Here is a 23,335-nt window from a genome sequence, read left to right as displayed (position 1 = left end):
CTTTTAACAGCGCGGTCCTGCTAGCCCGGAGTATGATGGGTGCCGTGCTCCCGTCGGTCCATCGTGAGTATTGTAGCGATGTACCGGTACGCGCCGATTCCGAGGATCAGCGGTATCCGGACATAGTCTACAATACTCACGATGAGGGCTCGCCCGTCGCACGACCAGCCCGCGGTGCAGTGGCGTGTCGGTGTTGTCGATAGCTTTCTCGCCCCGGCCGTACCGGCACCCAACCGACACGACACACGCCACACCATGCTCGACACACTCCGAGACGACGTCCGCACTGCACTCGCAAAAGACCCTGCCGCGACCAGCGCCATCGAGGTCGTCCTCACGTATCCGGGGCTCCACGCGGTCTGGCTCTACCGCATCGCACACTGGCTCTTCCAGGCTGGGTTCCCGCTGCCCGCCCGCATCCTCTCGCACATCACACGCCTGCTCACAGGCGTCGAGATCCACCCGGCCGCCACCATCGGCGACCGCCTGTTCGTCGACCACGGGATGGGGGTGGTCGTCGGCGAGACCGCCGAGATCGGGGACGACGTCCTGCTGTATCACGGCGTCACGCTCGGCGGCGCGTCCATGCGCCGGGAGAAACGCCACCCGACGCTGGGCGACGACGTGACCGTCGGCGCGGGTGCGACGCTCGTCGGCCCGATCACCGTCGGTGACGGCGCCACCGTGGGCGCCGGCGCTGTCGTCGTCGACGACGTCCCGCCAGGGACGACGGTCGCGGGGAACCCGGCGAAACCGGTCGAAGCTGGCCGGGACGATACTACTTCCCGCCCCGCGCCGGCAGACTCCTGACGTCGATATCCAGCGCTGAGTTCCGGATAGGAACTTTTTAGATAGCACTTGAGATGCTTACTACCAGTGGTGGACGAACGGGGTGCAGCGCCGGTGGTGGCCAATCTCCTCCTCGTAGCCGTCGGTCTCGTCCTCATGACTGTTCTGGCGGTTGCCGCGTTCGGACTCGTTGGCGACCAGGCCGTCCCGCCCTCGGGCGCGTTCACGGTCGAGGACAGCGGCGGGACCGTCTCGGTTGTCTACACCCACGGCGACGCAATCGACCCGTCGTCCGTCTACGTGAGGGGGACCGACCCCGACGGGGGCGTCACCTTCGGACGCTGGGACACGCTCGGCGGGACGACCAGTGACGGATCGGTCACGGCTGGGAACGAACTCACCCTGCCCGCCGCCGACCGCGACGAGACGATTCGGGTCGTCTGGGCACCGCGTTCGTCCGAGGAGTCTGCTGTTCTAACGGAGTGGGAAGGAACGGCCGATCTGGGCCGGACCATCAGCGGGTGTACCGAGATCACCGAGTCCGACACCTACCGGCTGGTGAGCGACGTCTCACAGAGTCCAAACACTACCTGTCTCGACGTGCAGGCCGACAACGTCACCATCCTCGGTCAGGGGCATACGATCGACTCCGACGGTACTGGCTCGACCGGCGTGCAGGTCGCGGCTGGCACCTCTGACGTGACGGTCCGGGACCTGACGGTGACCGACTGGGACACCGGGGTCGAGTACCAGGGCGGTGACGGCGGCGAGGTCACTGGCGTGACCGTCGACTCGCCTACGGGGAACCAGGGCGTTCTCCTGAACGGCGTCGACGACGTGACCGTTTCGAACGTCGACGTCGCCGGCGCGAATCTGGGAGTTTCGATATCCGGGACGACCGACGCGAGGGTCACGGACTCGAACGTATCGGAAGCAGGCCAGTTTGGTGTAGTGGTCTACAACGGTGCGAGTTCGACGCGGGTAGAGCGGACGAACGTGTCGGTTGTCCAGTACGGCATACTCGTCTTCGGTGCGACGGATTCGACGTTCACAGACATCACTGCGGTACAGAACAGCTACTCGGGAGTCTTCGATTTCCAGTCCACTCGGACGGAGATGGTCGACAGCAGCGTAACCGAGAGCGGCGCTGTCGGCATCAGAGGATGGTCTTCCAGGGAGCTGACGATCCGAGGTAGCACTGTCAGCAACAGCGGGTCCTACGGGATACAGCTGTCGGCGTCTGACGATTCGACGATCCGAGGTAGCACTGTCAGCAACAGCGGGTCCTACGGGATACAGCTGTTTTCCACCGACGACACAACGATCGAGCGGACCGTCGTCGACGACAACGGTGGCAGCGGCGTCTACATCGACTCCAGCACCGGCAACGTCGTCACCGACAGCACGCTGACGAACAACGGCCAGTACGGTGCCTGTGCACGACCGCCAAACGACAACGAGTTCCGCAACAACGGCAACACCGTCTCCGGGAACGGTCAGGGCGACTACTGCTGACGGCAGGTTCTTCTCTGCCGGGCCGCTATGGCCGCCGATGAGTGATTCGCCACACGAGACGTTGCGAACGGACGAGTACCTCGGCCCGCTCGTCGACCACCACGGCGAACTGACGCTCGACCCGGCCGACGACCTCTTCGAGCGGCTGGTGACCTCCATCCTGCGCCAGCAGGTGTCGATGGCGTCGGCGGCGGCCACCCGTGAGCGGCTGTTCGACGCCGTCGAGGTGACGCCGGCGGGCATCCAGGCTGCCGACGACGAGACGCTCAGGGACGTCGGACTCTCCCGACAGAAGACCAGGTACGTCAACGAGGTCGCCGCGGCGTTCGACGAACACGGCTACTCCCGGTCGTCCTTCGAGGATATGACCGACGACGTCGTCAGAGCGGAACTCACCGCGATCACCGGTGTCGGCGACTGGACGGCCAACATGCAACTCATGTTCGCGCTGGGCCGCGAGGACGTCTTCCCGGTCGGCGATCTGGGCATCAGGAAGGGGTTCGAGACCGTCGTCGGCGACGGCTACGACCGCGCGGAGATGCGGACGTTCGCCGAGCGGTGGGCGCCCTACCGGAGTTACGCCAGTCTCTATCTCTGGCGCGCCGAGGAGGACATCGCCGAGAGCGTCGCCGAGGTCACCGAGGAGTGACTACTCCTCCGCGTTCTCCTCTTCCTCCTCGGTGTCGATGTCGGGTTCGTCGTCGGCCCGGCGGGTGACGTCGACCTGGTAGTGCTTGAGGATGTCCCGGCCCAGCAGGAGCGGGTAGTCCATGTGCGAGCGGTCCTCGACGCTCGCGGTGACCGTGTGCTGAGTCCCGCCGATGCCGACCACGAGGTCGACGACCGGGCGGGACCGCCCGCCCTTCACGCTGCCGGATTTGATGTTGACGATGTCGAGGATCGGACCAGTCCCGATATCGGCAGCCAGTCGCGTGTCGATGCTCGTCCGGGTCGCGCCGGTGTCTGATTTGGCGAGGACGGTCTTGGCACCGCGGGTGCCCGTGACGACGACCTCCTCGATGTAGCCGACGACGATGGTCTCGGAACTGCGTTCGGTCGTCTCGCGGGGCATACACGCCGGCCGGGAGTCGTCCAGGGTCCCCTGGAGTCGCTGGACCTCGCTGTCGGGGACACTCCCCCCTGCCTGCTCGACGGCCAGTTTGGCGATGTAGGGCGCCGGACTGATCCCGGTGGCCTTGAACAGGCCGCGGAATCCGGCCGTCGGATTCACCTCCAGCACGTAGTAGCCGTCGTCGCCCTCGACGACGTCGACGCCGGCGTAGTCCAGTCCGATGGCGTCGGCGGCCGTGAGTGCGATCTTCTGGACCTCGTCCGGGAGTCGCCCCGTCATGTCCTCGACGTCGCCGCCCAGAGCGACGTTGGTCCGCCACTCGCCCTCTGGCGCGTAGCGGTTCATCGCGCCGACGATCTCGTCGCCGACGACGTAGACCCGGAGATCGTGATGACGGTTCTCGTCGTGGTCGATGAACTCCTGGAGGAACGCGTGCCGGTTCCCGATCTTCGCGTTGACGGGGTCGTCCAGTTCGACCATCCACGTCCCACCACCGTGGGTACCGATAGCGGTCTTGTAGACGGCTCGGTCCCCGAACCGCTTGCGTTCGGTGTTCAGTTTATCGTTCGACAGGGCCATCACGGCGTCCGGGATGGGCACGTCGGCCTCCGCGAGCGCCGCGGCACTGGCGAACTTGTGGAGCGCTGTCGTCGCCGCCGTGGGTTCGTTCAGCATCGGCGCCTGCTTCGAAAGGGTCAGCGCTAGGCCGACTCCCTCGGTCGGGTCCTCGGCGCTGGACAGTAACAGCCGGTTCGCGATGACGTCCACCTCGGGGGAGAGGCCCATCTCCCCGTCACTGACGCTGATCGTCGTGTTCTCGGCACGCAGCCACTCTGTTCCGTAGCCCATCTCCTCGGCGGCGTTCAGGATCGCCTTCGTCTCCTTGCTCGAATGGAGGCTGAGTACGCCGACGGTGATGTCCTCGTCACTCATACGGATGGCTTCTGATTCCGTTGAAAAAGCGTTGATGGTTGACCGCCCGACGCGGTTCGAACGCCGCTGGACACGTTTATACGGCCAGACTCTCTCCGTAGGGGCATGGACGATGCCGAGCCATTCACCTACGACGGTGGACGCGTCGACCCGGGCGAGATACAGAACGTCCGGTACACCGTCAGCGAGACTTACATGGGCGACCCGGTTCGGCTCCCGGTGACGATCATCAACGGCGGGCGCGCCGGGCCGACGGTGTTCCTCTCGGCGGCCGCCCACGGCGACGAACTCAACGGTATCGAGGTGGTCCGTGAGGTCGCCCACGAGTGGGACCACAGCGACCTCGCGGGCACGCTGATCTGTCTCCCGGTGTTGAACGTGCCCGCCTTCCTCGCACAGGAGCGATACCTCCCGATCTACGACCGGGACCTGAACCGGTCGTTCCCGGGGAACCCGGACTCGACGAGCGCGAAACGGATGGCCCACAAGGTCTTCCGGAACTTCCTCGAACCGTGTGATCTGGGCCTCGACTTTCACACGTCGACCCGTGGACGGACGAACATGCTCCACGTGCGTGCCGACATGTCCGACCAGGACGTGGCCAGAGTGGCAAACTCCTTCGCGTCGAACCTCATCATCTCCTCGGAGGGGCCCTCGGGATCGCTCCGGCGAGAAGCCAGTGTCGCCGGCGTCCCGACGATCACCATCGAGATGGGCGAAGCTCACCGGTTCCAGCGGTCGCTCATCGACAGCGCGCTCGACAGCGTCCGCTCGGTGCTTGCCGAGTTCGGCGTCCTGGAGAGCGAGGTGGTCCGGTGGCCGGGGTGGCGGACCGTCATCGGGAACGGCAACGGTGCCGACGACAAGACCTGGATCCGTGCCGACGCCGGCGGCCTCGTCGATATGCATCACGAACGCGGTGCGCTGGTCCACGAGGGCGAGACGATCTGCGAGATAACGAACCCGTTCAAGACCGACACGACGGCGGTCGACGCACCCTTTACCGGCCTCCTGGTCGGTGTTCTGGAGAACCCGCTTGTCTATCCCGGGAACCCGCTCTGTCACCTGGTGAGTCTCGACGACCGGACACGGCGGGCGCTCGAACGGACTGCAGCGGATAGCGAGGCGGCGGTCACTGCCGACGTCACCCGGACGGAATCCTATAGTAGCCATTGAAGATCACTGCACACCCGATCGCACGACGGCAGTGCGATCGGTGTGTAAACCGTTTCAATTGCTACTATAGTCGACCGGCTGCTGCCGTCTCACTCCGGCTGTGACGCGATGAGTGTGTTCTCGACCAGGGTGATGATAGCGCGCCGAAGTCGTTCAGTCACCGCCTGGTCCGAGATGTCCAGCGAGTCGCCGAGTTCCTTCGTCGAATATTCCCGTGGGATCGCGTAGTAGCCTTCGGTGACCGCTTTGATGAGGGTCTCTCGCTGCCGGGGCGTCAGGCCGTAGTGGGCCCCCGTCCCCGGTTTAGTGGGGTTGTAGACCCGCCTGAATTCGATCGGGAGTGACTCCTCCTCACAGTACTCTCTGAACGCCGAGAGCTGTTCCTGGCCGGGGAACCGAAGGTCGAACTGCCAGTTCCCGTTCGAGATCCATCCACCGAGAAACCGGCAGTCAGCCGCCTGGATCGCTGTGAACAGCGGTTCTCCGGTCACGTCCCAGTCGATCGCGTACAGCGATTGTTCCCCCTGGTCGCAGACCACTGCGACGTCGTCGATGGCTGGATGACGTTCGAGTGTCTCCAGCGCGCCAGATCGGCGGGTCTGGTCGATCCACACGAACGGGACGTTCGTCTCTGCCATCGGGACGACCCGTTCGAGGACGAGAGACGCATCAGAGCCTGCATCGAACAGTCGTCCCAGTTCGACGGCGTTGACTGGGACGCTCACGTCGGCGACGACTGTCATTCTGCGTGTCCGCATACTCGTTGCGTCTCGGTTATAACAGGGGTGCATGGTACACCAACCCCGTACAGCATGGTGTGCCATGGTGACCGGCAGTTCTATAACAACATCGGACCAAGGGCCGGAAAGAACAGTGCTATTCGACAGTTCGGCCACCAAGCCCATATCCGATGACCGAGGAACGGTCGGATACCCGGACCGGCCGTCAACTCATGTCTGAAGACACCCCCAACTCGCCGTCGGTAACGACGGCAGCCCAGTTCAACGATGCCCTTACAGCGCTCCTACTGACGGCGTCCGAAAACGACGTCGATATCTGTGGCGCCTGGGAATGTCGAACAGCCGGTAGCGCCACCGACTGGGAGGCGATGATCGTCGAACTCGCCGACGAGGACCAGATAGAGTGATACCGATGCCACAGGACTCGCACGTCTCGCCCTCCGTTCGTCTCGTCGAGGCCATCGCGGACGTCGAGGGCGTCGATCCGATCGAGTTGGATTTCGTGCTCTCGGAAGTAATCGACGCTGAGGCGCTCGATGCGCTCGTCCGACACGAGGGTGAACCAGTCGCCGTCGAGTTCACGCTTGGCGACCACGACGTGCTGGTCACCGACACGGTAATTCACATCGACGAGTCGGTGACAGTCTCACTCGAGTGACCGACTGATCACGATTCGGTCGATATCGTCAACAGGCGAACGTCTTCGGCTCAAAATCCGGCGACCTGCGTGTGCTGTAGTAACTACTATCTGTCCCCGGACTAACCCCCCAGTGTATGAGTCAGTCTTACAATCGCGGCACCGTCGAGGACTTCGGACGGTGGCGGGAGTTCACAGCCGGGATGTGGGCCTGGATATTCCACAAGTTCACCGGCTGGGTGCTCGTGGGGTACCTCTTTACCCATATCGCCGTTCTGAGCACCTCTCTCGGGACAGCCGATCTCTACACGAACACACTCCGGGGACTCGAAGCGCTCCTTATCGTTCGGTTCCTCGAGATCGGGTTGCTCGCCGTCGCCGTCTTCCACATCCTCAACGGCATCCGCCTGTTGATGGTCGACCTCGGTGTCGGACTGGAATCACAGGACAAGAGCTTCTACCTGTCGCTGGTGCTGACGGGCGCGATCGTCGTCGCCAGCGTCCCGACGTTCCTCGGGGGGAAACTAGCCTGATGGCCGAACACTACTCCTCGTTCGAGCGCGGTGGCCGTCGCTGGCTCCTCCAGCGACTCACGGCCGTCTTCCTGATCGGCGTGCTGGCCTTCCACTTCATGCTGCTTCACTTCGTCAACCACGCCGCGGACATCACCTTCGCCGGCACGCAGGTCCGGATGAGTCAGGTGGGCTACTTCGCGACGATGTGGCTGTTCCTCGTGACGGCGACGTTCCACGGTGTCAACGGTGTCTACAACGCGCTCGTCAACCAGGGTATCCAGGGGACCCAGAAGACGGCGATCAAGTACCTGCTGGCGGTCGCCGGACTCCTGCTCGTCGTGCAGGGGACCCGTGTCGCAGTCGCCATGACCAACCTCGTCTAATCCATGAGTACACAGATCGAACAACAAGAGACCGAGTCAGAGAGCGAACAGGAGGCCGAATCGGCCGTCGAATCGCCCGGCGAACGGCGCCGGGCGGAGAAACGGCAGCGCCTCGACGAACAGAAACAGGCCGAGCGCGAGAAGTCCACACTCGACGACGAGGAGACGATCCTGCTGAAGGTGTTCCGCTACGACCCCGAAGTCGAGGACAAGCAGGAACCACGGTTCGACGACTTCGTCGTCCCGTTCCACAAGGGGATGACCATCCTCGACGCGCTCATCTACGCGCGTGACCAGTACGACTCCTCGCTGACCTTCCGACACTCCTGTCGGCAGGCCGTCTGTGGGTCGGACGCGCTGTTCGTCAACGGACGTCAGCGCCTGGGCTGTAAGACACAGATCGCGGATCTGGAGACGCCGGTACGCATCGAACCGCTCCCCCACCAGGAGGTCGTCAAGGACCTCGTCGTGGACATGGAGCACTTCTACGACCAGATGGAGGCCGTCGAACCGTACTTCGACGCCGACGAACTCCCGGACGACGAACTCGAAGAGCAGCGCCAGACCCGCGAGAACCGCGAGAAGGTCAAGATGTCCACGCGGTGTATCTGGTGTGGCGCCTGCATGTCCTCGTGTAACATCGCGGCCGGCGACAACGAGTATCTGGGCCCGGCAGCCATCAACAAGGCCTACCGCTTCGCGATGGACGAACGCGAGGGCGAGAACCGGAAACAGCAGCGGCTCCGGATCATCGAACAGGAACACGGCGTCTGGCGGTGCCAGACCCAGTTCTCCTGTACCGAGGTGTGTCCGAAGGACATCCCGCTGACCGAGCACATCCAGGAACTCAAGCGCGAGGCAGTGAAGAACAACCTCAAGTTCTGGTAATCCTAAGGGCGCATACGACACAATTTCCCACACTATGTACGAACACGACGTCATCGTGGTCGGCGCGGGCGGCGCCGGCCTCAGAGCGGCTATCGCAGCACACGAGGAGGGTGCCGACGTGGCCCTCGTGACGAAACTCCACCCGGTCCGCAGCCACACAGGTGCGGCCGAGGGTGGCATCAACGCGGCGCTTCGGGACGGGGACTCCTGGGACCTGCACGCCTACGACACGATGAAGGGGTCGGACTACCTCGGGGACGCGCCGGCGATCGACACCTTCGCCAAGGACGCTCCCGAGGAAGTCATCCAGATCGAGCACTGGGGGATGCCGTTCTCCCGCGAGGACGACGGCCGTGTCTCCCAGCGCCCGTTCGGGGGGATGTCGTTCCCGCGGACGACCTACGCCGGCGCCGAGACCGGCCACCACCTGCTGCACACGATGTACGAGCAGGCGGTCAAGCGCGGCATCGAGGTCTACGACGAGTGGTACGTCACGAACCTCGCGGTGACCGACCACGAGAACCCCGAGAACCGGACCTGTCACGGCTGTGTTGCCTACGACATCAAATCCGGCGAGATCCACGGCTTCCGGGCCAAGAACGGCGTGATCCTCGCTACCGGTGGGCTCGGGCAGGCCTTCGATCACACGACCAACGCCGTCGCCAACACCGGTGACGGCTGTGCGATGGCCTACCGCGCCGGCGTCCCGATGGAGGACATGGAGATGATCCAGTTCCACCCGACGACGCTGCCGTCGACGGGTGTCCTCATCTCCGAGGGTGTCCGTGGCGAGGGTGGCATCCTCTACAACGACGACGAGGAGCGGTTCATGTTCGAGTACGGCTACGCGAACAACGACGGCGAACTCGCCTCACGGGACGTCGTCTCGCGGGCCGAACTGACCGAAGTCAACGAGGGCCGCGGCATCGAGGACGAGTACGTCCACCTGGACATGCGCCACCTCGGCGAGGAGCGCATCCTCGACCGTCTGGAGAACATCCTCCACCTCGCGGAGGACTTCGAGGGCGTCGACGGGTTGGACGAGCCGATGCCGGTCAAGCCCGGCCAGCACTACGCCATGGGTGGCGTCGAGTGCGACGAGAACGGCGAGACCTGCATCGAGGGGCTCTACGCGGCCGGCGAGACGGCCTGTGTCTCGCTGCACGGCGCGAACCGCCTCGGCGGGAACGCCTTGCCGGAACTGCTGGTCTTTGGCGCCCGCGCCGGCCACCACGCCGCTGGCAAGGACATGAAGACCGCCGAGATCGAGACCGGTCCCTCCGCCAAGAGCGAGGACGGCGCCGTCGAGCCGCCGGTCGCACCCGGTGCCATCGAGACGGGCAGCGACGACGTCGCTGCCGACGGCGGGACGGCCGCCAAACCGAAGAGCGTCGTCAAGAGCGCCGTCGAGCAGGAGCGCGAGCGCGTCGAGTCGCTCATCGAGTCCGACGGCATCAACCACGCCGAGGTCCGCGCGGACGTCCAGGAGACGATGACCCAGCGCGTCAACGTCTTCCGCGAGGAGGACGGCCTGAAGCAGGCGCTCCGGGAACTCAAGGACGCCCGGCGGGAGTACGAGAACGTCGCCGTCTCGGACCCCTCGCGGACCTACAACACCGACCTCATCCACACCATCGAGACGCGGAACATCCTCGACGTGGCCGAGGCCATCACCATCGGCGCGCTGGCCCGCGAGGAGTTCCGTGGCGCTCACTGGCGTGCCGAGCACCAGGAGCGCAAGGACGACGAGTGGATCAAACACACCATGCTCGCCTGGAACGGCGGCGACCCCGAACTCTACTACAAACCGGTCGTTCTCGAAGGTGACGAGGAGACCTACGAACCCAAGGAACGCTCGTACTGAACCGTGGCTGTCGGCCGCAGGGTCTATTTCTCCCGGCGTATCGTCCGGATACTCTTTGTCGGCGGGGTGTGAGTGAGCGAACGAGATATGCTCGTCGCTGGAACGGTCGTCGCGGACAGTCAGACGGTCATCGACGACGGCGCCGTCGTCACGACGGACGATACCATCGTCTTCGTCGGCGACCGGAGGACCGCCGTCGACCGGTATCCGGACCACGAACGCCGCACGTTCGACGTTGTCGCGCCGGGGCTGGTGGGTGCCCACGTCCACAGCGTCCAGAGCCTCGGGCGCGGCATCGCCGACGACGAGGCGCTGCTGGACTGGCTGTTCGACCACGTGCTCCCGATGGAAGCCGCGATGGACGCCGAGGCGACACGTGTCGCCGCGTTACTGGGCTACCTGGAGTGTCTCGAAAGCGGTGTCACGACGGTGGTCGACCACCTCTCGGTCCACCACGCCGAGGAGGCGTTCGAGGCCGCCGGCGAGGTGGGTATCCGAGGACTGCTCGGGAAGGTCCTGATGGACCGAGACAGCCCCGACGGACTACTCGAAGCGACGGAGACGGGCTTAGAGGAGTCCGAGCGGCTCATCCAGTCGTACCACGGCGCGTTCGAGGACCGCGTTCGCTACGCGGTGACGCCCCGGTTCGCCGTCACCTGCTCGGAGGCGTGTCTCCGCGGCGCGCGCGAGTTGGCCGACAGCTACGACGGCGTCCGGATCCACACCCACGCCAGCGAGAACCGCGACGAGATCGCGACCGTCGAGGAACGTACCGGAATGGGCAACATCGCGTGGCTCGACGAGGTCGGCCTGACGGGTCCGGACGTGACGCTCGCCCACTGTGTCTGGACTGACGAGGCCGAACGCCAGCTGCTTGCGGAGACCGACACCTGTGTCACGCACTGTCCGTCCTCGAACATGAAACTCGCCAGCGGCGTCGCACCCGTCGAGGAGTATCTCGAGCGCGGTATCACGGTCGCGCTAGGCAACGACGGTCCGCCCTGTAACAACACGCTCGACCCGTTCACCGAGATGCGACAGGCTGCGCTCCTCCAGAAAGTCGAGCACGTCGACCCCACGTCGCTGTCCGCCCGGTCTGTGTTCGAGATGGCGACGGTCAACGGGGCACGCGCCGCCGGCTTCGAGCGCCTCGGCGCACTCAGAGAGGGGTGGCGCGCGGACGTGATCGGCCTCTCGACGGCACCGGCGCGCGCGACACCGGTCCACGACACGCTCTCACACCTCGTCTACGCAGCCCACGGCGACGACGTACAGTTCACGATGGTCGACGGTCGCGTCGTCTACGACGGTGAGCACCGAACGGTAGACGCTGAACGGATCAAAACACGAGCAGCGACGCTCGCGACGCAGTACGTCGACGACTGAGTCGCGTGCGCTGTCGCTCTTCGGGAGTACACTCCGAAAGTAAGGTGGGGGTGGGTGGGGGGTGGTGGCACCAGTACGGTGCCTGTTGGATAGGAAAGAGCCGTCAGTAAAAAATCTGTTGCTGGAATTATCATCTCCGAGAATCACGCTGGGATAGAACCCCACGTTCGAGCGGTAGTTCGGCTGTCGGATCACGTGAGACAGCTCCGAACGTGAGTTCTCGTCTCACAGTGTGGGATGGACCTGCCACGCGGAGTCCCCGGTTTCGGTTGCTGTTTCCGCGAAATCTTTACGCAGACCACTCGTCGGCGTAGTTCACCGATCTGGGCCGGATAGAGAGCTGTTCGCTCACGCCCGTTCGCTCGAAGAATGCGTGGGACCGGATTCGAACCGGATGGAGAAATGCTCGCTCACTTCGTTCGCGCTGCGACTCCCAGAGTTCGAATCCGCTCGGCACAAAACAGTCGCTCGCGGATTTGCTCGCGACAGAATATGCGTGGGACCGGATTCGAACCGGATGGAGAAATGCTCGCTCACTTCGTTCGCGCTGCGACTCCCAGAGTTCGAATCCGCTCGGCACAAAACAGTCGCTCGCGGATTTGCTCGCGACAGAATATGCGTGGGACCGGATTCGAACCGGATGGAGAAATGCTCGCTCACTCCGTTCGCTGCGCGTTCCTCCCAGGGTTCGAATCGGTCAGACGATTTTGTCACTCACAGATCCGTTCGTGACAAAAATGCGTGGGACCGGATTCGAACCGGCGGACCCCTACGGGACAGCGCCCTCAACGCTGCGCCGTTGGCCTGGCTTGGCTACCCACGCTCGCGCTATCTTACTGCACTCAATCGTACCCGGTGGCCCAATAAAAGCGCTTTCGTTTGGCGGCGGGCGCGGGAGGGAGTCCCATTCCCATGAATCGGACGTTTCAAATATGACGAGGCCGCTACCGGCCTCATGGCCAAATACTCGACCGGCAGCGGGGGGAGCGACGCCGGCGGGAGCTGCGAACTCTGTGGCGCCGACGGCGGCGACCTCCAGACGGCGAGTGTCGCTGGCGCGACGTTGCAGGTCTGTGACGACTGCGCGCGCGACCACGGTGAGAACGACCGGACCGCGACAGGCGACAGCTCTCCCGACGACCGCGAACGACGCAAGCGGGCGGCCCAGAACGTCGCTCGTGCCCACGACGCACAGCAAGCCGACCCCTCCCACTGGGAGGACGGCGCCGACTACGACGACGATCAACTCCCCTATCTGGTGAGCGGCTACGGCGAGCTCGTGACCGAAGCGCGCCAGGCTGAGGGGCTCCAGACCAGCGAACTCGCCGACGAACTCGGTCTCGACGAGGCCGACGTGCTGGCCGTCGAACAGGGTCGTGCGACCCAGGCGAACGTCGGTGGCTCGACCATCGCTGCACTCGAACAGTTCCTCGACGTCGAACTGGTCGAGTCGACGGAGTAACCGGCGACTCTCGAAGTACCTTTCCTTCCCCGTAGCGTACCGTCCACCGTGACACACGACGCTGTGGTCTACGATCTCGACGGGACGCTCGTTCGGTTAGCGGTCGACTGGGACACAGTCGCCGCGGATGTCGCAGCGGTGCTCCGGGACCGTGACGTCGACCCCGAATCCGGTGACCTCTGGTCGATGCTGGAACTGTCCGACGAGGTCGGCCACCGGCGGGTCGTCGAGGAGACGATCACCGAGTACGAGCGCCAGGGTGCGGCCCAGTCCGACCGACTGCCGTTGGCCGATGGCCTCCCGCACGACGTGCCGGTCGGCGTCTGCTCGCTCAACGCCGAGGTCGCCGTCCGGGACGCGCTCGACGTCCACGAACTCGATGCGCACGTGGGCCCCGTGGTGGGCCGCGATACCGTCGGGTCCTCGAAACCAGATCCCGAGGGATTGCTGCGTGTCGTCGACGATCTCGACGTCGCGCCGTCGGCGACGGTGTTCGTCGGCGACTCACAGCGCGACGCGGAGACTGCCCGGCGAGCAGGCACAGAGTTCGTGTGGGCCCGCGAGTTCGATCAGCGCCGGTATCGAGCGTAGAGGTAGACACCGATTGCAGTCAGGAACCAGACGACCGCTCCGACCCGGACGGCGAACAGCGCCCGCGCTGTCCAGGTCGGCAGCGTCGCCGGGATCGACGCCACGGCGACGATCGGCGACCCGACCAGGATCGTCGTGACGAACGTCGTCTGCATGACCCACCCGAAGTCGACGCCGTCCGGGTCGGTCTCTTCGACTGCTGGCACATGCGGCCGTTGACTCGGCGCCGGCAAGCCCCTTCCGGTTCGAACCGGTACCCGAAGACGTAAGCATCCGGCGCGCGCCGCCTCGCACATGACTACCGTCCGTGACCTCCAGTCGATGGCGGGCGAGGAACCGATCACGATGCTGACGGCCTACGATGCAGTGACGGCCGAGATCGTCGAGGAGAGCGGGATCGACGTCGTGCTGGTCGGCGACAGCATGGGCAACGCTGTGCTGGGCCACGAGAACACGCTGCCAGTCACGCTCGACGAGATGGCATCCAGAGTCGGGGCGGTCGCTCGCGGGACCGACGACACGCTGGTCGTCGCGGATATGCCTTTCCTCTCCTTTGGCGCCGACCTGGGCGAGAGCGTCGAGAACTGCGGACGGATGCTCAAGGAGGAGGGCGCCAACGCCGTGAAACTGGAGTCCGGGCCCCACACGATCGAGTTAACCGAGCGGCTTGCCGATCTCGGCATCCCGGTGATGGCCCATCTCGGACTGACGCCCCAGAGCGTCAACCAGACCGGCTACACCCAACAGGCCGACGACCGCGAGGAGGCCGAAGCGATTCTGGATCTCGCGCGCGAGCACGAGGCGGCCGGCGCGTTCGCGCTCGTGCTGGAACACATCCCAGCGAACCTCGCCGCGCAGGTCACCGAGGCCATCGATATCCCGACCATCGGCATCGGCGCTGGCGGTGAGTGCGACGGCCAGGTCCTGGTGTTCACCGACGTGGTCGGCCTGGCCGAGCGGAGCCCGCCGTTCGCCGAGCAGTTCGGAGACGTCCGGAGCGGGATGCGCGACGCCATCTCCGGGTACGTCGACGCGGTCGAGGCCGGCGAGTTCCCGGCCGAGGAACACACCAGTACCGACGAGGAACTGAACGACCTGTACTGAGTGCTGCTTTCGGACCGGCGGGACCCGAATCTTTATCCGCCCGTCAACCGACACAGGGAGTGTGGTTTACGAGACGGGCAACCGCACGGTCGACGACGCAGTCGCTCGCGTACTCGACGGCGAGCGACTCGACCGCACGGACGGGATGGCGCTCATCGCACAGCCGGTATCGGATCTCGCGGCGGGCGCGGACTACGTCCGCACCCAGCTGGGTGACGAGACCGTCGACGCGTGTTCGATCGTGAACGCGAAGGCGGGCAACTGCGCGGAGGACTGTGGGTTCTGCGCCCAGTCCGTCCACTTCGACACCGGCATCGACAACTACGGCTTCCTGGGGCCGGAGAAGATACTGGAGGCCGCGAAACGAGCCGAGCGCGACGGCGCCCAGCGCTTCGGCATCGTCGTCGCAGAGAAAGGCGTCTCGAAGGAACAGCGACCCGAAGAGTGGGAAGAAGTTCTCGAAGCGATCCGACTGGTTCGGGACGAGACCGACGTGGAGGTCGACGCCAGCCTGGGGATCCTCACGGAGGAGGAAGCAGCGATACTGGCCGACGAGGGGCTCAACCACTACAATCACAACATCGAGACCTCGCCCCGGTACTTTCCGGAGATCGTCGACACCCATGCCTTCGAGGACCGCGTCCATACTCTCGAAGTCGCCAAGGAGGCCGGCATGGACCTCTGTGCCGGCGTCATCCTCGGCATGGGGGAGACGCCGACCGACCGCGTGGAGGCCGCGATGGCGCTCCAGGACATCGGTATCTCCTCGCTGCCGGTCAACATCCTCAACCCAGTCGAGGGGACGCCCCTGGCCGAACAGGGGCTCCCGGACATCACGACCGAGGAAGTCGTCAAGACCATCGCGGTCTACCGACTGCTCCACCCCGAGGCGCGCGTCCGTCTCACGGGTGGGCGGGAGGTCAACCTCGATACGGACGGGCAGGTGGCCGCCCTGGAGGCGGGCGCCGACGGCATCCTGACCGGTGACTACCTCACGACCGAGGGCCAGTCCGCCGCCGACGACCTGGAGATCATGGACGAGGCGGGGCTGGAACCGAACACGGACGCCAACGACTTCGACCCCGAGGAAGTCAAGGCACGGGCCGAGAAGGGGACCGATCCCGAGACGGCCGCCGGCACAGCACAGACGAAATCAGAACTCCAATCCGACGACTGACAATGGACGACGTACGTTTCGCAGTACTTGGTACGGGTGGCATCGGCCGACGAACGCTCGAAGTCTCACAACACAAGGACGGCCTGACAGCCGTCGCTGCCTGTGACCGCAACGGCGTGGCGGTCGACCACGACGGCCTCGACGTCGAGGAACTGCTCGACGCGACCGAAGGGAACATCGCAAGCGGGCCGGAGGGCGGCCCGGACGACGATATCGCCACCGACGGCGGTGCAGCCACCGAGGCGAGCGGGGCGGTCGAGGGCGTCAAACAGCACGGCGAGCAAGCCGGTATCGTCGCCAGCGAGCAGGGCGATCCCACCGAGACGCCCATCGACGACGTCATCGCCGAGTCCGACGACGTCGACGCCGTCCTGCTGGCGCTCCCGAACCTCGAACACGACTTCATCCCGCGGGTCGCCGAACGCTTCGCCGAGGCGGACTACGAGGGCGTCCTCATCGACGTGCTCAAGCGCTCGCGTGTCATCGGCATGCTCGACGACCGCGAGGAGCAACTGAAGGAGTCGGGTATCACCTTCGTCTGTGGCGCCGGCGCGACACCCGGGTTCCTCACCGGCGCGGCCGCGCTCGCGGCCCAGTCGTTCGTCGAGGTCGAAGAGGTCGAGATCTGGTGGGGCGTCGGCCTCAAGTCCGGCTACGAGGACAACCGTGGGACCGTCCGCGAGGACATCGCCCATCTCGACGGCTACGACATCAAGACCGCACGCGAGATGAGCGAACAGGAGATCGAGGACCTGATCGACGAGCACGACGGCGTCCTGGAGTTCCACGACATGGAACACGCCGACGACGTCCTGCTCGAACGGGCCGGTATCTGTGACGCCGAGGACGTCCACGTCGGCGGCGTGCTGGACGTCCGCTCGGACGAGAAGCCCACGACGACGACCGTCTCGGTCACGGGCACGACCTTCGACGGCGAGACTGGGACCAACACCTTCCAGCTCGACGACGTCACGAGCATGGAGGCCAACGTCAACGGGCCCGCGCTGGGCTACCTGAAGGCCGGCGTCCGCAACAACCGCGCGGGCCACTACGGCGTCTTCGGCCCGGCGGACCTGATGCCCGGCTTCTGAGCGGCCCGGTCTGTGAGCCCGTCTCCCACAGGTGGGACAGTGTTTTCTCCTCGTCCCCACGAGGTAGTAGCGTGACCGTCGACATCGACGCACTGGCCGAGTTCTGCGAGTTCGGCGAGGACCGGGTCTACCTCCTGCTGGCCATCGCCCGACCGAAGGAGAACGAGGGGACGAGCCACAACGACGCGCCGGCCATCCGGAAGGTCGTCCGCGAACCCGACGACCTCACACGGACGGTCGACGAACTCGACCACGCGACCAGCCGGTTCGACGAGCGGTTCCGGCTGTATCTCACCGTCAACGCTCGGGACGCCCTCGCGGCGACGTTCGAACTCCGGAGCCGGATGGACGACTGGCTGGCGGGGCGGCTCCACGGCGACGAGGGGATCAGCGCGAAGTTCAAACGCGTCGACAGCGAGTTCAAGTCGGTCCTCCAGTCCGACCGGTGTGCCGACGACAGCTATTTCATCTTCGATCTGGACGACGCGACCCAGGCCGACGCCGAGCAACTGCAGTCGGACCTGGCCAGTCACACCGCCGTTCGGCTGGTCCGGGAGACACCAAACGGCCACCACGTCGTCACGGCGCCGTTCAACTACAACGAACTGGAGACGCCCGTCACGTACGAACTCAAGACCGACGGGATGGTCTTCCTGTCGTACATCGGCGAGTAGGTCGCCCTCGCCGACCGACAGAGCAAAACCGCGCGGGACCACCACTCCGAACGAATGAGTCACGGCTTCGATCTCGACGAGCGACTGCGCGAGCGGGAGTCACGCGAGCTTCGACGCCACCTGGAGGTCACGGAGCGCGTCTCGGCACGCACGCGACTCGCCGCGGACCCGAAAGCGGGCGCCGCCGACTTCGACGAGGAGATGGTCGTCTTCGCCGCGAACAACTACCTGGGGCTGGCCGACGACGGACGGGTCCAGCGGGCCGCCGAACTCGGCGCCCGTACCGTCGGCACCGGTGCCGGGGCCTCCCGCCTCGTCACCGGCGACACGCGTATCCACCGCGCGCTGGAGCGCGATCTGGCCGACTGCAAGGGGACCGAGCGCGCGCTGGTCTTCTCCTCGGGCTACGCGGCCAACGTCGGGACTATCGACGCGCTCGCGCCGGACGTCGTCTTCTCTGACGAACTCAACCACGCCTCGATCATCGACGGTTGCCGGCTCAGTGGGGCCGAGACGGTCGTCTACGACCACTGTGACGTGGCTGATCTGCGGGGGAAACTCGAATCGCGAGCGGCCGAGGCCGAGGACGACGAGCAGTGGCTCGTGGTCACCGACTCGGTGTTCTCGATGGACGGCGACGTGGCACCGGTCTCGGCGCTGTGTGACCTCACCGACGAGTTCGGCGCGTGGCTACTGGTCGACGAGGCCCACGCGACGGGGCTGTTCGGCGATAGCGGCGGCGGGGTCGTCCAGCAGGCGGGCGAGAGCGACCGCGTGGATATCCAGCTGGGGACCCTCTCGAAGGCGCTGGCGAGCCAGGGCGGCTACGTCGCGGGTGAGGAGGCGCTCGTCGAGTACCTGCTCAACGCGGCCCGGTCGTTCGTCTTCTCGACGGGGCTGGCCCCGCCCAGCGCCGCTGCTGCCAGGGAGTCGCTGCGGATCGCCCGCGAGACCGACCGTGCGGACCGGCTCTGGGAGACGGTCGGGACGCTCCGGGACGGCCTCGAAGCGATGGGTTACGAGGTGCTCGGTGAGTCACACATCCTCCCGGTGTTGGTCGGGGACCGCGGGGACGCGCTGGCGCTGGACGAACGGCTCCGGGAGCACGGTATCGTCGCGCCGGCGATCCGGCCGCCGACGGTCCCGGAGGGGACCGCACGACTCCGTGTCGCGCCGATGGCGGCCCACACCGAAGCCGATATCGCGCAGTGTCTGGACGGTTTCCGGACGGCCGGCGAGGAGGTGGGCCTGCTGTGACCGGGCACCTCCGCGACCCGCTGTTCGTCGTCGGGACCGACACCGGTGTCGGCAAGACCGTCGTGACCGCCGGTCTGACGGGCTGTCTCAGAGCACGGGACCACGACGTCGTCGCCGTCAAACCGTGCCAGACGGGGTACCCGCCCGACGACGACGCCCAGTTCGTCGCCGACGCCTGTGGGACCGACGAGGCGGCGACCTGCCTGCGCCGACTGGAGCCCGCACTGGCGCCCGAAGTCGCAGCCGACGTAGCAGAGGAGTCGCTGTCCTACGATACGATCCGTGACGGCGTTCGCTCAACGGTCGAGGCCCACGAGACGGCCGTCGTCGAGGGTATCGGTGGGCTCCGGGTCCCGCTGGCCGACGACCGTGAGGTGCTGGACCTCGTCGCAGACCTCGGGTATCCAGCCCTGGTGGTCGCCCGGTCGGGGCTGGGGACGCTGAACCACACCGGGCTGACCGTCGACGCGCTGAAGCGACGTGGCGTTCCCGTGGTGGGTGTCGTCCTCAACGAGTACGAGCGCGCGTCGACGGCCGAACGGACGAACCCCTCGGTCATCGAGTCGATGACCGACTGTCCGGTCTGGACGCTGCCGCCGCTGGATCTGTCCGACCCGAGGGCAGCAGTCGCCGGTGTCGAGGAGGCGCTCCCAGAGAGCGTGCTGACGGGGCGGTAGTCAGGACTGGTGAGACGACAGTACCGCACAAAGGGTCGAATCGGGGGTGGATGGCCCCCGAGCGTGTGACACTACGGAGCCTTTCGGCTCCACGCCGAGTTTGGAGATGCTCTGGTATAAGTATACGGTCCGTTTCACCTGCAGATTCCTGCTAGGCGGACCCACAGCGGCTGTCAGGGACTCACAGACGCGCAGCCGAAACGGTGGGTTACTCCAGCTGGAGGACGGTCTCTAAGTCCACGCCGTCGGTCAGTAGTTCCGCCATCCGTTCGACGGTCCCCTCGTCGCGGGTCCGGCCCGAGCGCAGGACGTCCTCCAGTCGGTCGATGGTCCGTCGCGTGTCGGACTGGACGAGCAACACGGGGACGTTCTCCTCCTCCGCACGGCCGAGGACGGCACTGGCCGGGCGGAACCCGCCGGTCAGTAGGAGGGCCTTGATGCCGGAGGCCTCCAGCGCGGCCGTCTGGACTTCCGACCGGTCGCCACCGGTGACCATCACTGCGTCGCGCGTCCGTCGGAACTGTTCGAGCGCGCTGTTGCCGCCCATCGCGCCGACGGAGAACCGCTCGACGTGGACGTCCGTCGAGGCGCCCGTCGTGAGGACGTCGGCGCCGACGCTGCGGGCGAGGTCCTCGACGGTGACGCCGGCCAGTTCCTGGACACGTGGGAGGGTGCCGTAGACAGGGACACCCTTGCCTTCGAGGAACGGGAGGACGTCGTCGACGAGTTCGTTCATGGCCGTATCGGTGACGCCGTTGAACAGGACGCCGGCCAGGCGGTCGCCGATCGTCTCGGCCGCCGCGAGTACCTCGTCGGCGTCGCCAGGCGTCGCGTAGCCACAGACCAGCAGGACGCGGGCGTCCATCGCCTCGGCGATGTCGACGTCGGTCAGGTCGACGATACCGCCGGTGTCGAGTCGGTCGCTGCCCTCGACGACCATCAGGTCGGTCTCGGCCGACAGCGACTGGAAGTTGTTGAGCACCCGGTTGCGGAGTTCCTCGGGGTCCTCGCGGCCGCGGATGGCCTCCTGGATGAACGTCGGGGAGTAGACGATCGGTTCCATCTCGTGCATCTCCGCGTCGAGGTCCAGCAGCGCACGCGCCAGCATCGGGTCCTCGTCGCGGGTCTTGCCGACCGCGCTCTGGAGGCGTGTTCCCTTCGGTTTCATGTAGCCGACCTCGTGGCCGGCGTCGTGTGCGTGTTTCGCGAGCGCGAGCGTGATCGCGGTCTTGCCGATACCTTCCTCCGTAGACGTGACGAGCAGCGTGTTCTGGTCGGTCATAGTTGGTCCTGGTCGAGCGTGAGTCGCAGGTCGACCGCCTGCACCCCGTCAGGGGTCGCGACGAGTGGGTTGATGTCCAGTTCGACGATCGCCGGGAAGTCCGTGACGAGCTGTGAGAGCCGCTGGACGGCCTCGACGAGGGCGTCCTCGTCGACGGGCTGTCTCCCGCGGGCCCCGCGCAACAGCGGGGCGGATTCGATGTCGTCGAGCATCTCTCGTGCCTCGGGTTCGCTCACCGGGGCGACCCGCACAGTGTTGTCTTCGAGGACCTCCACGAAAATACCACCGAGGCCAAAGAGCAGGAGCGGGCCGAACTGCGGGTCCCGGTTCATGCCGAGGATGGTCTCGGTGCCCGAATCGAGGTCGACCATCTCCTGGACCTGTACGCCCAGGACGGTCGCGTCCCGCTGGTAGTTCCGGGCGCGGACGACCAGATCCTCGAAGGTGTCACGGACGTCCTCGGGCGAGACACCGACCTCGACGCCGCCGATGTCGGACTTGTGGAGGATGTCGGGGCTGACGATCTTCATGACGACGTCGTCGCCGATCTCTTCGGCGATGGCCTCGGCGTCGCCCGGCGTCGTGACGACCTCGCCCTGGGGCGTCGGGATGCCGTAGGCGTCCAGCAGTTCCATCGCTTCCACGCCCAGGCGGTTGGTGTCACGACGGGCCGCGGATTCGAGGATCTCCTGTGCGCGCTCTCGGTCGACGTCGAACGTCGCCGGGTCCTCGAACTCCCGATCCTGGATAGCGCGGTAATCGTAGAGCGCGTCGAGGCTGTCGACCGCCCGCGCGGGATCGAAGTAGTTCGGGATCCCGGCCTCGCTCAGGACGTCCTGGCCGGCGCCGACGGATTTCCCACCCATCAGCGTGGTCGCGATGGGCAGTCCCGACTCCTGCTGTTGGTCGACGATCACATCTGCCAGTTCCTCGAACGAGAGGACGGCGGTGGGGCAGGCGACGACGACGGCCATCGAGACGTTGTCGTCGGCCAGCACCGTCTCCAGTGCGAGCTCGAACCGTTCGGCGGGCGCGTCGCCGATGATGTCGACTGGGTTGTAGATGTTGGCCTCGTCGGGCATCTGCTCGCCCAGTCGGTCGAGCGTCCCGTCCTCGAACTCGGCCAGCGAGAGATCGGAGTCACCGACGGCGTCGGTCGTCATCACGCCGGGGCCGCCGGCGTTGGTGACGATGGCGATCTCGTCACCGTCCGGGAGTGGCTGGCCCGACAGGATCTGTGCGTAGTCGAACAGTTCCTGGACTGATTCGACGCGGACCGTCCCGGCCTGTTCGAGGCCGGCCTCGTATGCCCGTTCCGATCCGGCCATAGCGCCCGTGTGGGACGCTGCGGCGGTCGCACCCGCGTCCGTGCGACCGGACTTGACCAGGACGATCGGCGTGTCCTGTGTCACCTCTCGGGCGGTCTCGATGAAGGTCGTCCCGTCGCTGATGTCCTCCAGATAGCCCAGGATGACGTCCGTCTCGGGGTCGTCGCCCCACTCGGCGATGAAGTCACCTTCGTCCAGGATCGCCTTGTTCCCGAGGGAGACGATGTCCTTGAAGCCCACGTCGCGCTCGGCCGCCCAGTCGAGGACGGCTGTCACGAACGCTCCCGACTGGCTCATGAAGGAGATGGACCCCTCGTTGGCCATCTCGTTGCCGAACGTGGCGTTGAGGCCGTCCGGGGTGGACATCACGCCCAGGCTGTTGGGCCCGACGAGATTGAGGTCGTACTCCTCGGCTGCCTCTCGCAACTGCCGTTCGCGAGCGGCCCCCTCGCTTCCGGTTTCGCCGAACCCCGCGGTGATGACCACGACGTTCTTGATGCCGACCTCGCCGGCCTCCTTTATCGCCTTGACGGCGACGTCGGGAGGGACAACGACGACGGCAACGTCGACTGTCCCGGGTGACTCGACAGCGGTGATGTCGTCGTAACAGTGCAACCCCAGCGCAGACTCCTTGTAGGGGTTCACTGCCAGGACCTCGCCGTCGAACGATTCGAGCAGATTCGACGTGATGGCACGTCCCACAGACCCCTCGGAGTCTGTGGCGCCGATCACGGCGACTCGCTCCGGCGCGAACAGCGTCGATAGTCGTCCCATTCCTCTACCCCGAGGGTTGC

General features: G+C 65.8%; 24 protein-coding genes and 1 tRNA gene. 19 read left to right on the top strand and 6 right to left on the bottom strand.

All coding sequences use genetic code 11. The features are described from left to right. Positions 1-255: 255 nt before the first annotated feature. The 3 genes from cysE (at position 256) to Hhyl2_RS06575 (ending at position 2,953) form a co-directional block, all read left to right on the top strand. Positions 256-810 (top strand): serine O-acetyltransferase, encoded by a 555-nt coding sequence (gene cysE, locus Hhyl2_RS06585; RefSeq protein WP_483549938.1) that lies wholly within the window; start codon positions 256-258, stop codon positions 808-810. A gap of 66 nt (positions 811-876) precedes the next feature. Next, positions 877-2,304, top strand: a complete 1,428-nt coding sequence (locus tag Hhyl2_RS06580) for a right-handed parallel beta-helix repeat-containing protein (RefSeq protein WP_483549937.1) — start codon at positions 877-879, stop codon at positions 2,302-2,304. A gap of 37 nt (positions 2,305-2,341) precedes the next feature. Further along, positions 2,342-2,953: a DNA-3-methyladenine glycosylase family protein gene (locus tag Hhyl2_RS06575; RefSeq protein WP_483549936.1), complete on the top strand. Its 612-nt coding sequence runs from the start codon at positions 2,342-2,344 to the stop codon at positions 2,951-2,953. On the opposite strand, the gene Hhyl2_RS06570 is transcribed toward Hhyl2_RS06575, so the two are convergent. Beyond that, positions 2,954-4,309: a RimK family alpha-L-glutamate ligase gene (locus Hhyl2_RS06570; protein ID WP_483549935.1), complete on the bottom strand. Its 1,356-nt coding sequence runs from the start codon at positions 4,307-4,309 to the stop codon at positions 2,954-2,956. Between the two features lie 105 nt (positions 4,310-4,414). Here Hhyl2_RS06570 and Hhyl2_RS06565 point away from each other — a divergent pair, with 105 nt between their 5' ends. Next, on the top strand, positions 4,415-5,485 hold the full coding sequence (locus Hhyl2_RS06565) for a succinylglutamate desuccinylase/aspartoacylase family protein (RefSeq protein ID WP_483549934.1): 1,071 nt from the start codon (positions 4,415-4,417) through the stop codon (positions 5,483-5,485). Between the two features lie 89 nt (positions 5,486-5,574). On the opposite strand, the gene Hhyl2_RS06560 is transcribed toward Hhyl2_RS06565, so the two are convergent. Continuing rightward, entirely contained in the window at positions 5,575-6,243 is a 669-nt protein-coding gene (locus tag Hhyl2_RS06560) for a helix-turn-helix domain-containing protein (RefSeq protein WP_483549933.1), read from the bottom strand. A gap of 152 nt (positions 6,244-6,395) precedes the next feature. Here Hhyl2_RS06560 and Hhyl2_RS06555 point away from each other — a divergent pair, with 152 nt between their 5' ends. The 7 genes from Hhyl2_RS06555 (at position 6,396) to Hhyl2_RS06525 (ending at position 11,898) form a co-directional block, all read left to right on the top strand. Further along, positions 6,396-6,632, top strand: coding sequence for a hypothetical protein (locus Hhyl2_RS06555; RefSeq protein ID WP_483549932.1), 237 nt, complete (start codon positions 6,396-6,398; stop codon positions 6,630-6,632). A 5-nt stretch (positions 6,633-6,637) separates the two neighbouring features. Continuing rightward, a complete protein-coding gene (locus Hhyl2_RS06550; protein WP_483549931.1) occupies positions 6,638-6,883 on the top strand; it encodes a HalOD1 output domain-containing protein in 246 nt (81 codons plus the stop codon). A 116-nt stretch (positions 6,884-6,999) separates the two neighbouring features. Then, on the top strand, positions 7,000-7,395 hold the full coding sequence (gene sdhC, locus Hhyl2_RS06545; RefSeq protein WP_483549930.1) for a succinate dehydrogenase, cytochrome b556 subunit: 396 nt from the start codon (positions 7,000-7,002) through the stop codon (positions 7,393-7,395). Beyond that, entirely contained in the window at positions 7,395-7,760 is a 366-nt protein-coding gene (locus Hhyl2_RS06540; RefSeq protein WP_483549929.1) for a succinate dehydrogenase hydrophobic membrane anchor subunit, read from the top strand. The genes sdhC and Hhyl2_RS06540 overlap by 1 nt, the downstream gene beginning before the upstream one ends. A gap of 3 nt (positions 7,761-7,763) precedes the next feature. After that, complete coding sequence (locus Hhyl2_RS06535) at positions 7,764-8,648, top strand: succinate dehydrogenase/fumarate reductase iron-sulfur subunit (RefSeq protein WP_483549928.1); 885 nt, start codon at positions 7,764-7,766, stop codon at positions 8,646-8,648. Between the two features lie 34 nt (positions 8,649-8,682). Further along, positions 8,683-10,512 (top strand): FAD-binding protein, encoded by a 1,830-nt coding sequence (locus Hhyl2_RS06530; protein ID WP_483549927.1) that lies wholly within the window; start codon positions 8,683-8,685, stop codon positions 10,510-10,512. An 87-nt stretch (positions 10,513-10,599) separates the two neighbouring features. After that, positions 10,600-11,898 (top strand): 5'-deoxyadenosine deaminase, encoded by a 1,299-nt coding sequence (locus tag Hhyl2_RS06525; protein WP_483550556.1) that lies wholly within the window; start codon positions 10,600-10,602, stop codon positions 11,896-11,898. A gap of 738 nt (positions 11,899-12,636) precedes the next feature. Here Hhyl2_RS06525 and Hhyl2_RS06520 read toward each other — a convergent pair. Then, positions 12,637-12,721: transfer RNA gene (locus tag Hhyl2_RS06520), tRNA-Leu, on the bottom strand. 132 nt (positions 12,722-12,853) lie between these two features. On the opposite strand from Hhyl2_RS06520, the gene Hhyl2_RS06515 reads away from it, so the two are divergent. Beyond that, entirely contained in the window at positions 12,854-13,360 is a 507-nt protein-coding gene (locus Hhyl2_RS06515; RefSeq protein WP_483549926.1) for a helix-turn-helix domain-containing protein, read from the top strand. 48 nt (positions 13,361-13,408) lie between these two features. Then, entirely contained in the window at positions 13,409-13,951 is a 543-nt protein-coding gene (locus Hhyl2_RS06510; protein ID WP_483549925.1) for an HAD family hydrolase, read from the top strand. On the opposite strand, the gene Hhyl2_RS06505 is transcribed toward Hhyl2_RS06510, so the two are convergent. Next, complete coding sequence (locus tag Hhyl2_RS06505) at positions 13,930-14,157, bottom strand: DUF5822 domain-containing protein (RefSeq protein WP_483549924.1); 228 nt, start codon at positions 14,155-14,157, stop codon at positions 13,930-13,932. The genes Hhyl2_RS06510 and Hhyl2_RS06505 overlap by 22 nt on opposite strands. 88 nt (positions 14,158-14,245) lie before the next feature. Here Hhyl2_RS06505 and panB point away from each other — a divergent pair, with 88 nt between their 5' ends. The 6 genes from panB (at position 14,246) to bioD (ending at position 19,931) form a co-directional block, all read left to right on the top strand. Then, positions 14,246-15,055: a 3-methyl-2-oxobutanoate hydroxymethyltransferase gene (gene panB / locus Hhyl2_RS06500; protein WP_483549923.1), complete on the top strand. Its 810-nt coding sequence runs from the start codon at positions 14,246-14,248 to the stop codon at positions 15,053-15,055. Positions 15,056-15,116: 61 nt separating this feature from the next. Further along, positions 15,117-16,232 (top strand): biotin synthase BioB, encoded by a 1,116-nt coding sequence (gene bioB / locus Hhyl2_RS06495; RefSeq protein WP_483549922.1) that lies wholly within the window; start codon positions 15,117-15,119, stop codon positions 16,230-16,232. A 2-nt stretch (positions 16,233-16,234) separates the two neighbouring features. Next, positions 16,235-17,323 (top strand): (S)-8-amino-7-oxononanoate synthase BioU, encoded by a 1,089-nt coding sequence (bioU, locus tag Hhyl2_RS06490; RefSeq protein WP_483549921.1) that lies wholly within the window; start codon positions 16,235-16,237, stop codon positions 17,321-17,323. Positions 17,324-17,394: 71 nt separating this feature from the next. Continuing rightward, positions 17,395-17,997, top strand: a complete 603-nt coding sequence (locus Hhyl2_RS06485; RefSeq protein WP_483549920.1) for a hypothetical protein — start codon at positions 17,395-17,397, stop codon at positions 17,995-17,997. Positions 17,998-18,051: 54 nt separating this feature from the next. Further along, the gene (locus tag Hhyl2_RS06480; RefSeq protein WP_483549919.1) at positions 18,052-19,254 is read left to right on the top strand and encodes an aminotransferase class I/II-fold pyridoxal phosphate-dependent enzyme; all 1,203 of its coding nucleotides are present in this window, start codon (positions 18,052-18,054) and stop codon (positions 19,252-19,254) included. Next, the gene (bioD, locus tag Hhyl2_RS06475; RefSeq protein ID WP_483549918.1) at positions 19,251-19,931 is read left to right on the top strand and encodes a dethiobiotin synthase; all 681 of its coding nucleotides are present in this window, start codon (positions 19,251-19,253) and stop codon (positions 19,929-19,931) included. Before Hhyl2_RS06480 ends, bioD begins: the two co-directional genes overlap by 4 nt. 208 nt (positions 19,932-20,139) lie before the next feature. Here the strand turns inward: bioD and Hhyl2_RS06470 are convergent, their stop codons facing one another. After that, positions 20,140-21,213, bottom strand: a complete 1,074-nt coding sequence (locus Hhyl2_RS06470; protein ID WP_483549917.1) for a phosphotransacetylase family protein — start codon at positions 21,211-21,213, stop codon at positions 20,140-20,142. Then, on the bottom strand, positions 21,210-23,315 hold the full coding sequence (gene acs, locus Hhyl2_RS06465) for an acetate--CoA ligase alpha subunit (RefSeq protein WP_483549916.1): 2,106 nt from the start codon (positions 23,313-23,315) through the stop codon (positions 21,210-21,212). Before acs ends, Hhyl2_RS06470 begins: the two co-directional genes overlap by 4 nt. Positions 23,316-23,335: the final 20 nt, after the last annotated feature.

The sequence above is a fragment of the Haloarcula sp. H-hyl2 genome (genome assembly GCF_056934385.1).
This window is presented reverse-complemented; position numbering and strand designations above follow the sequence as displayed.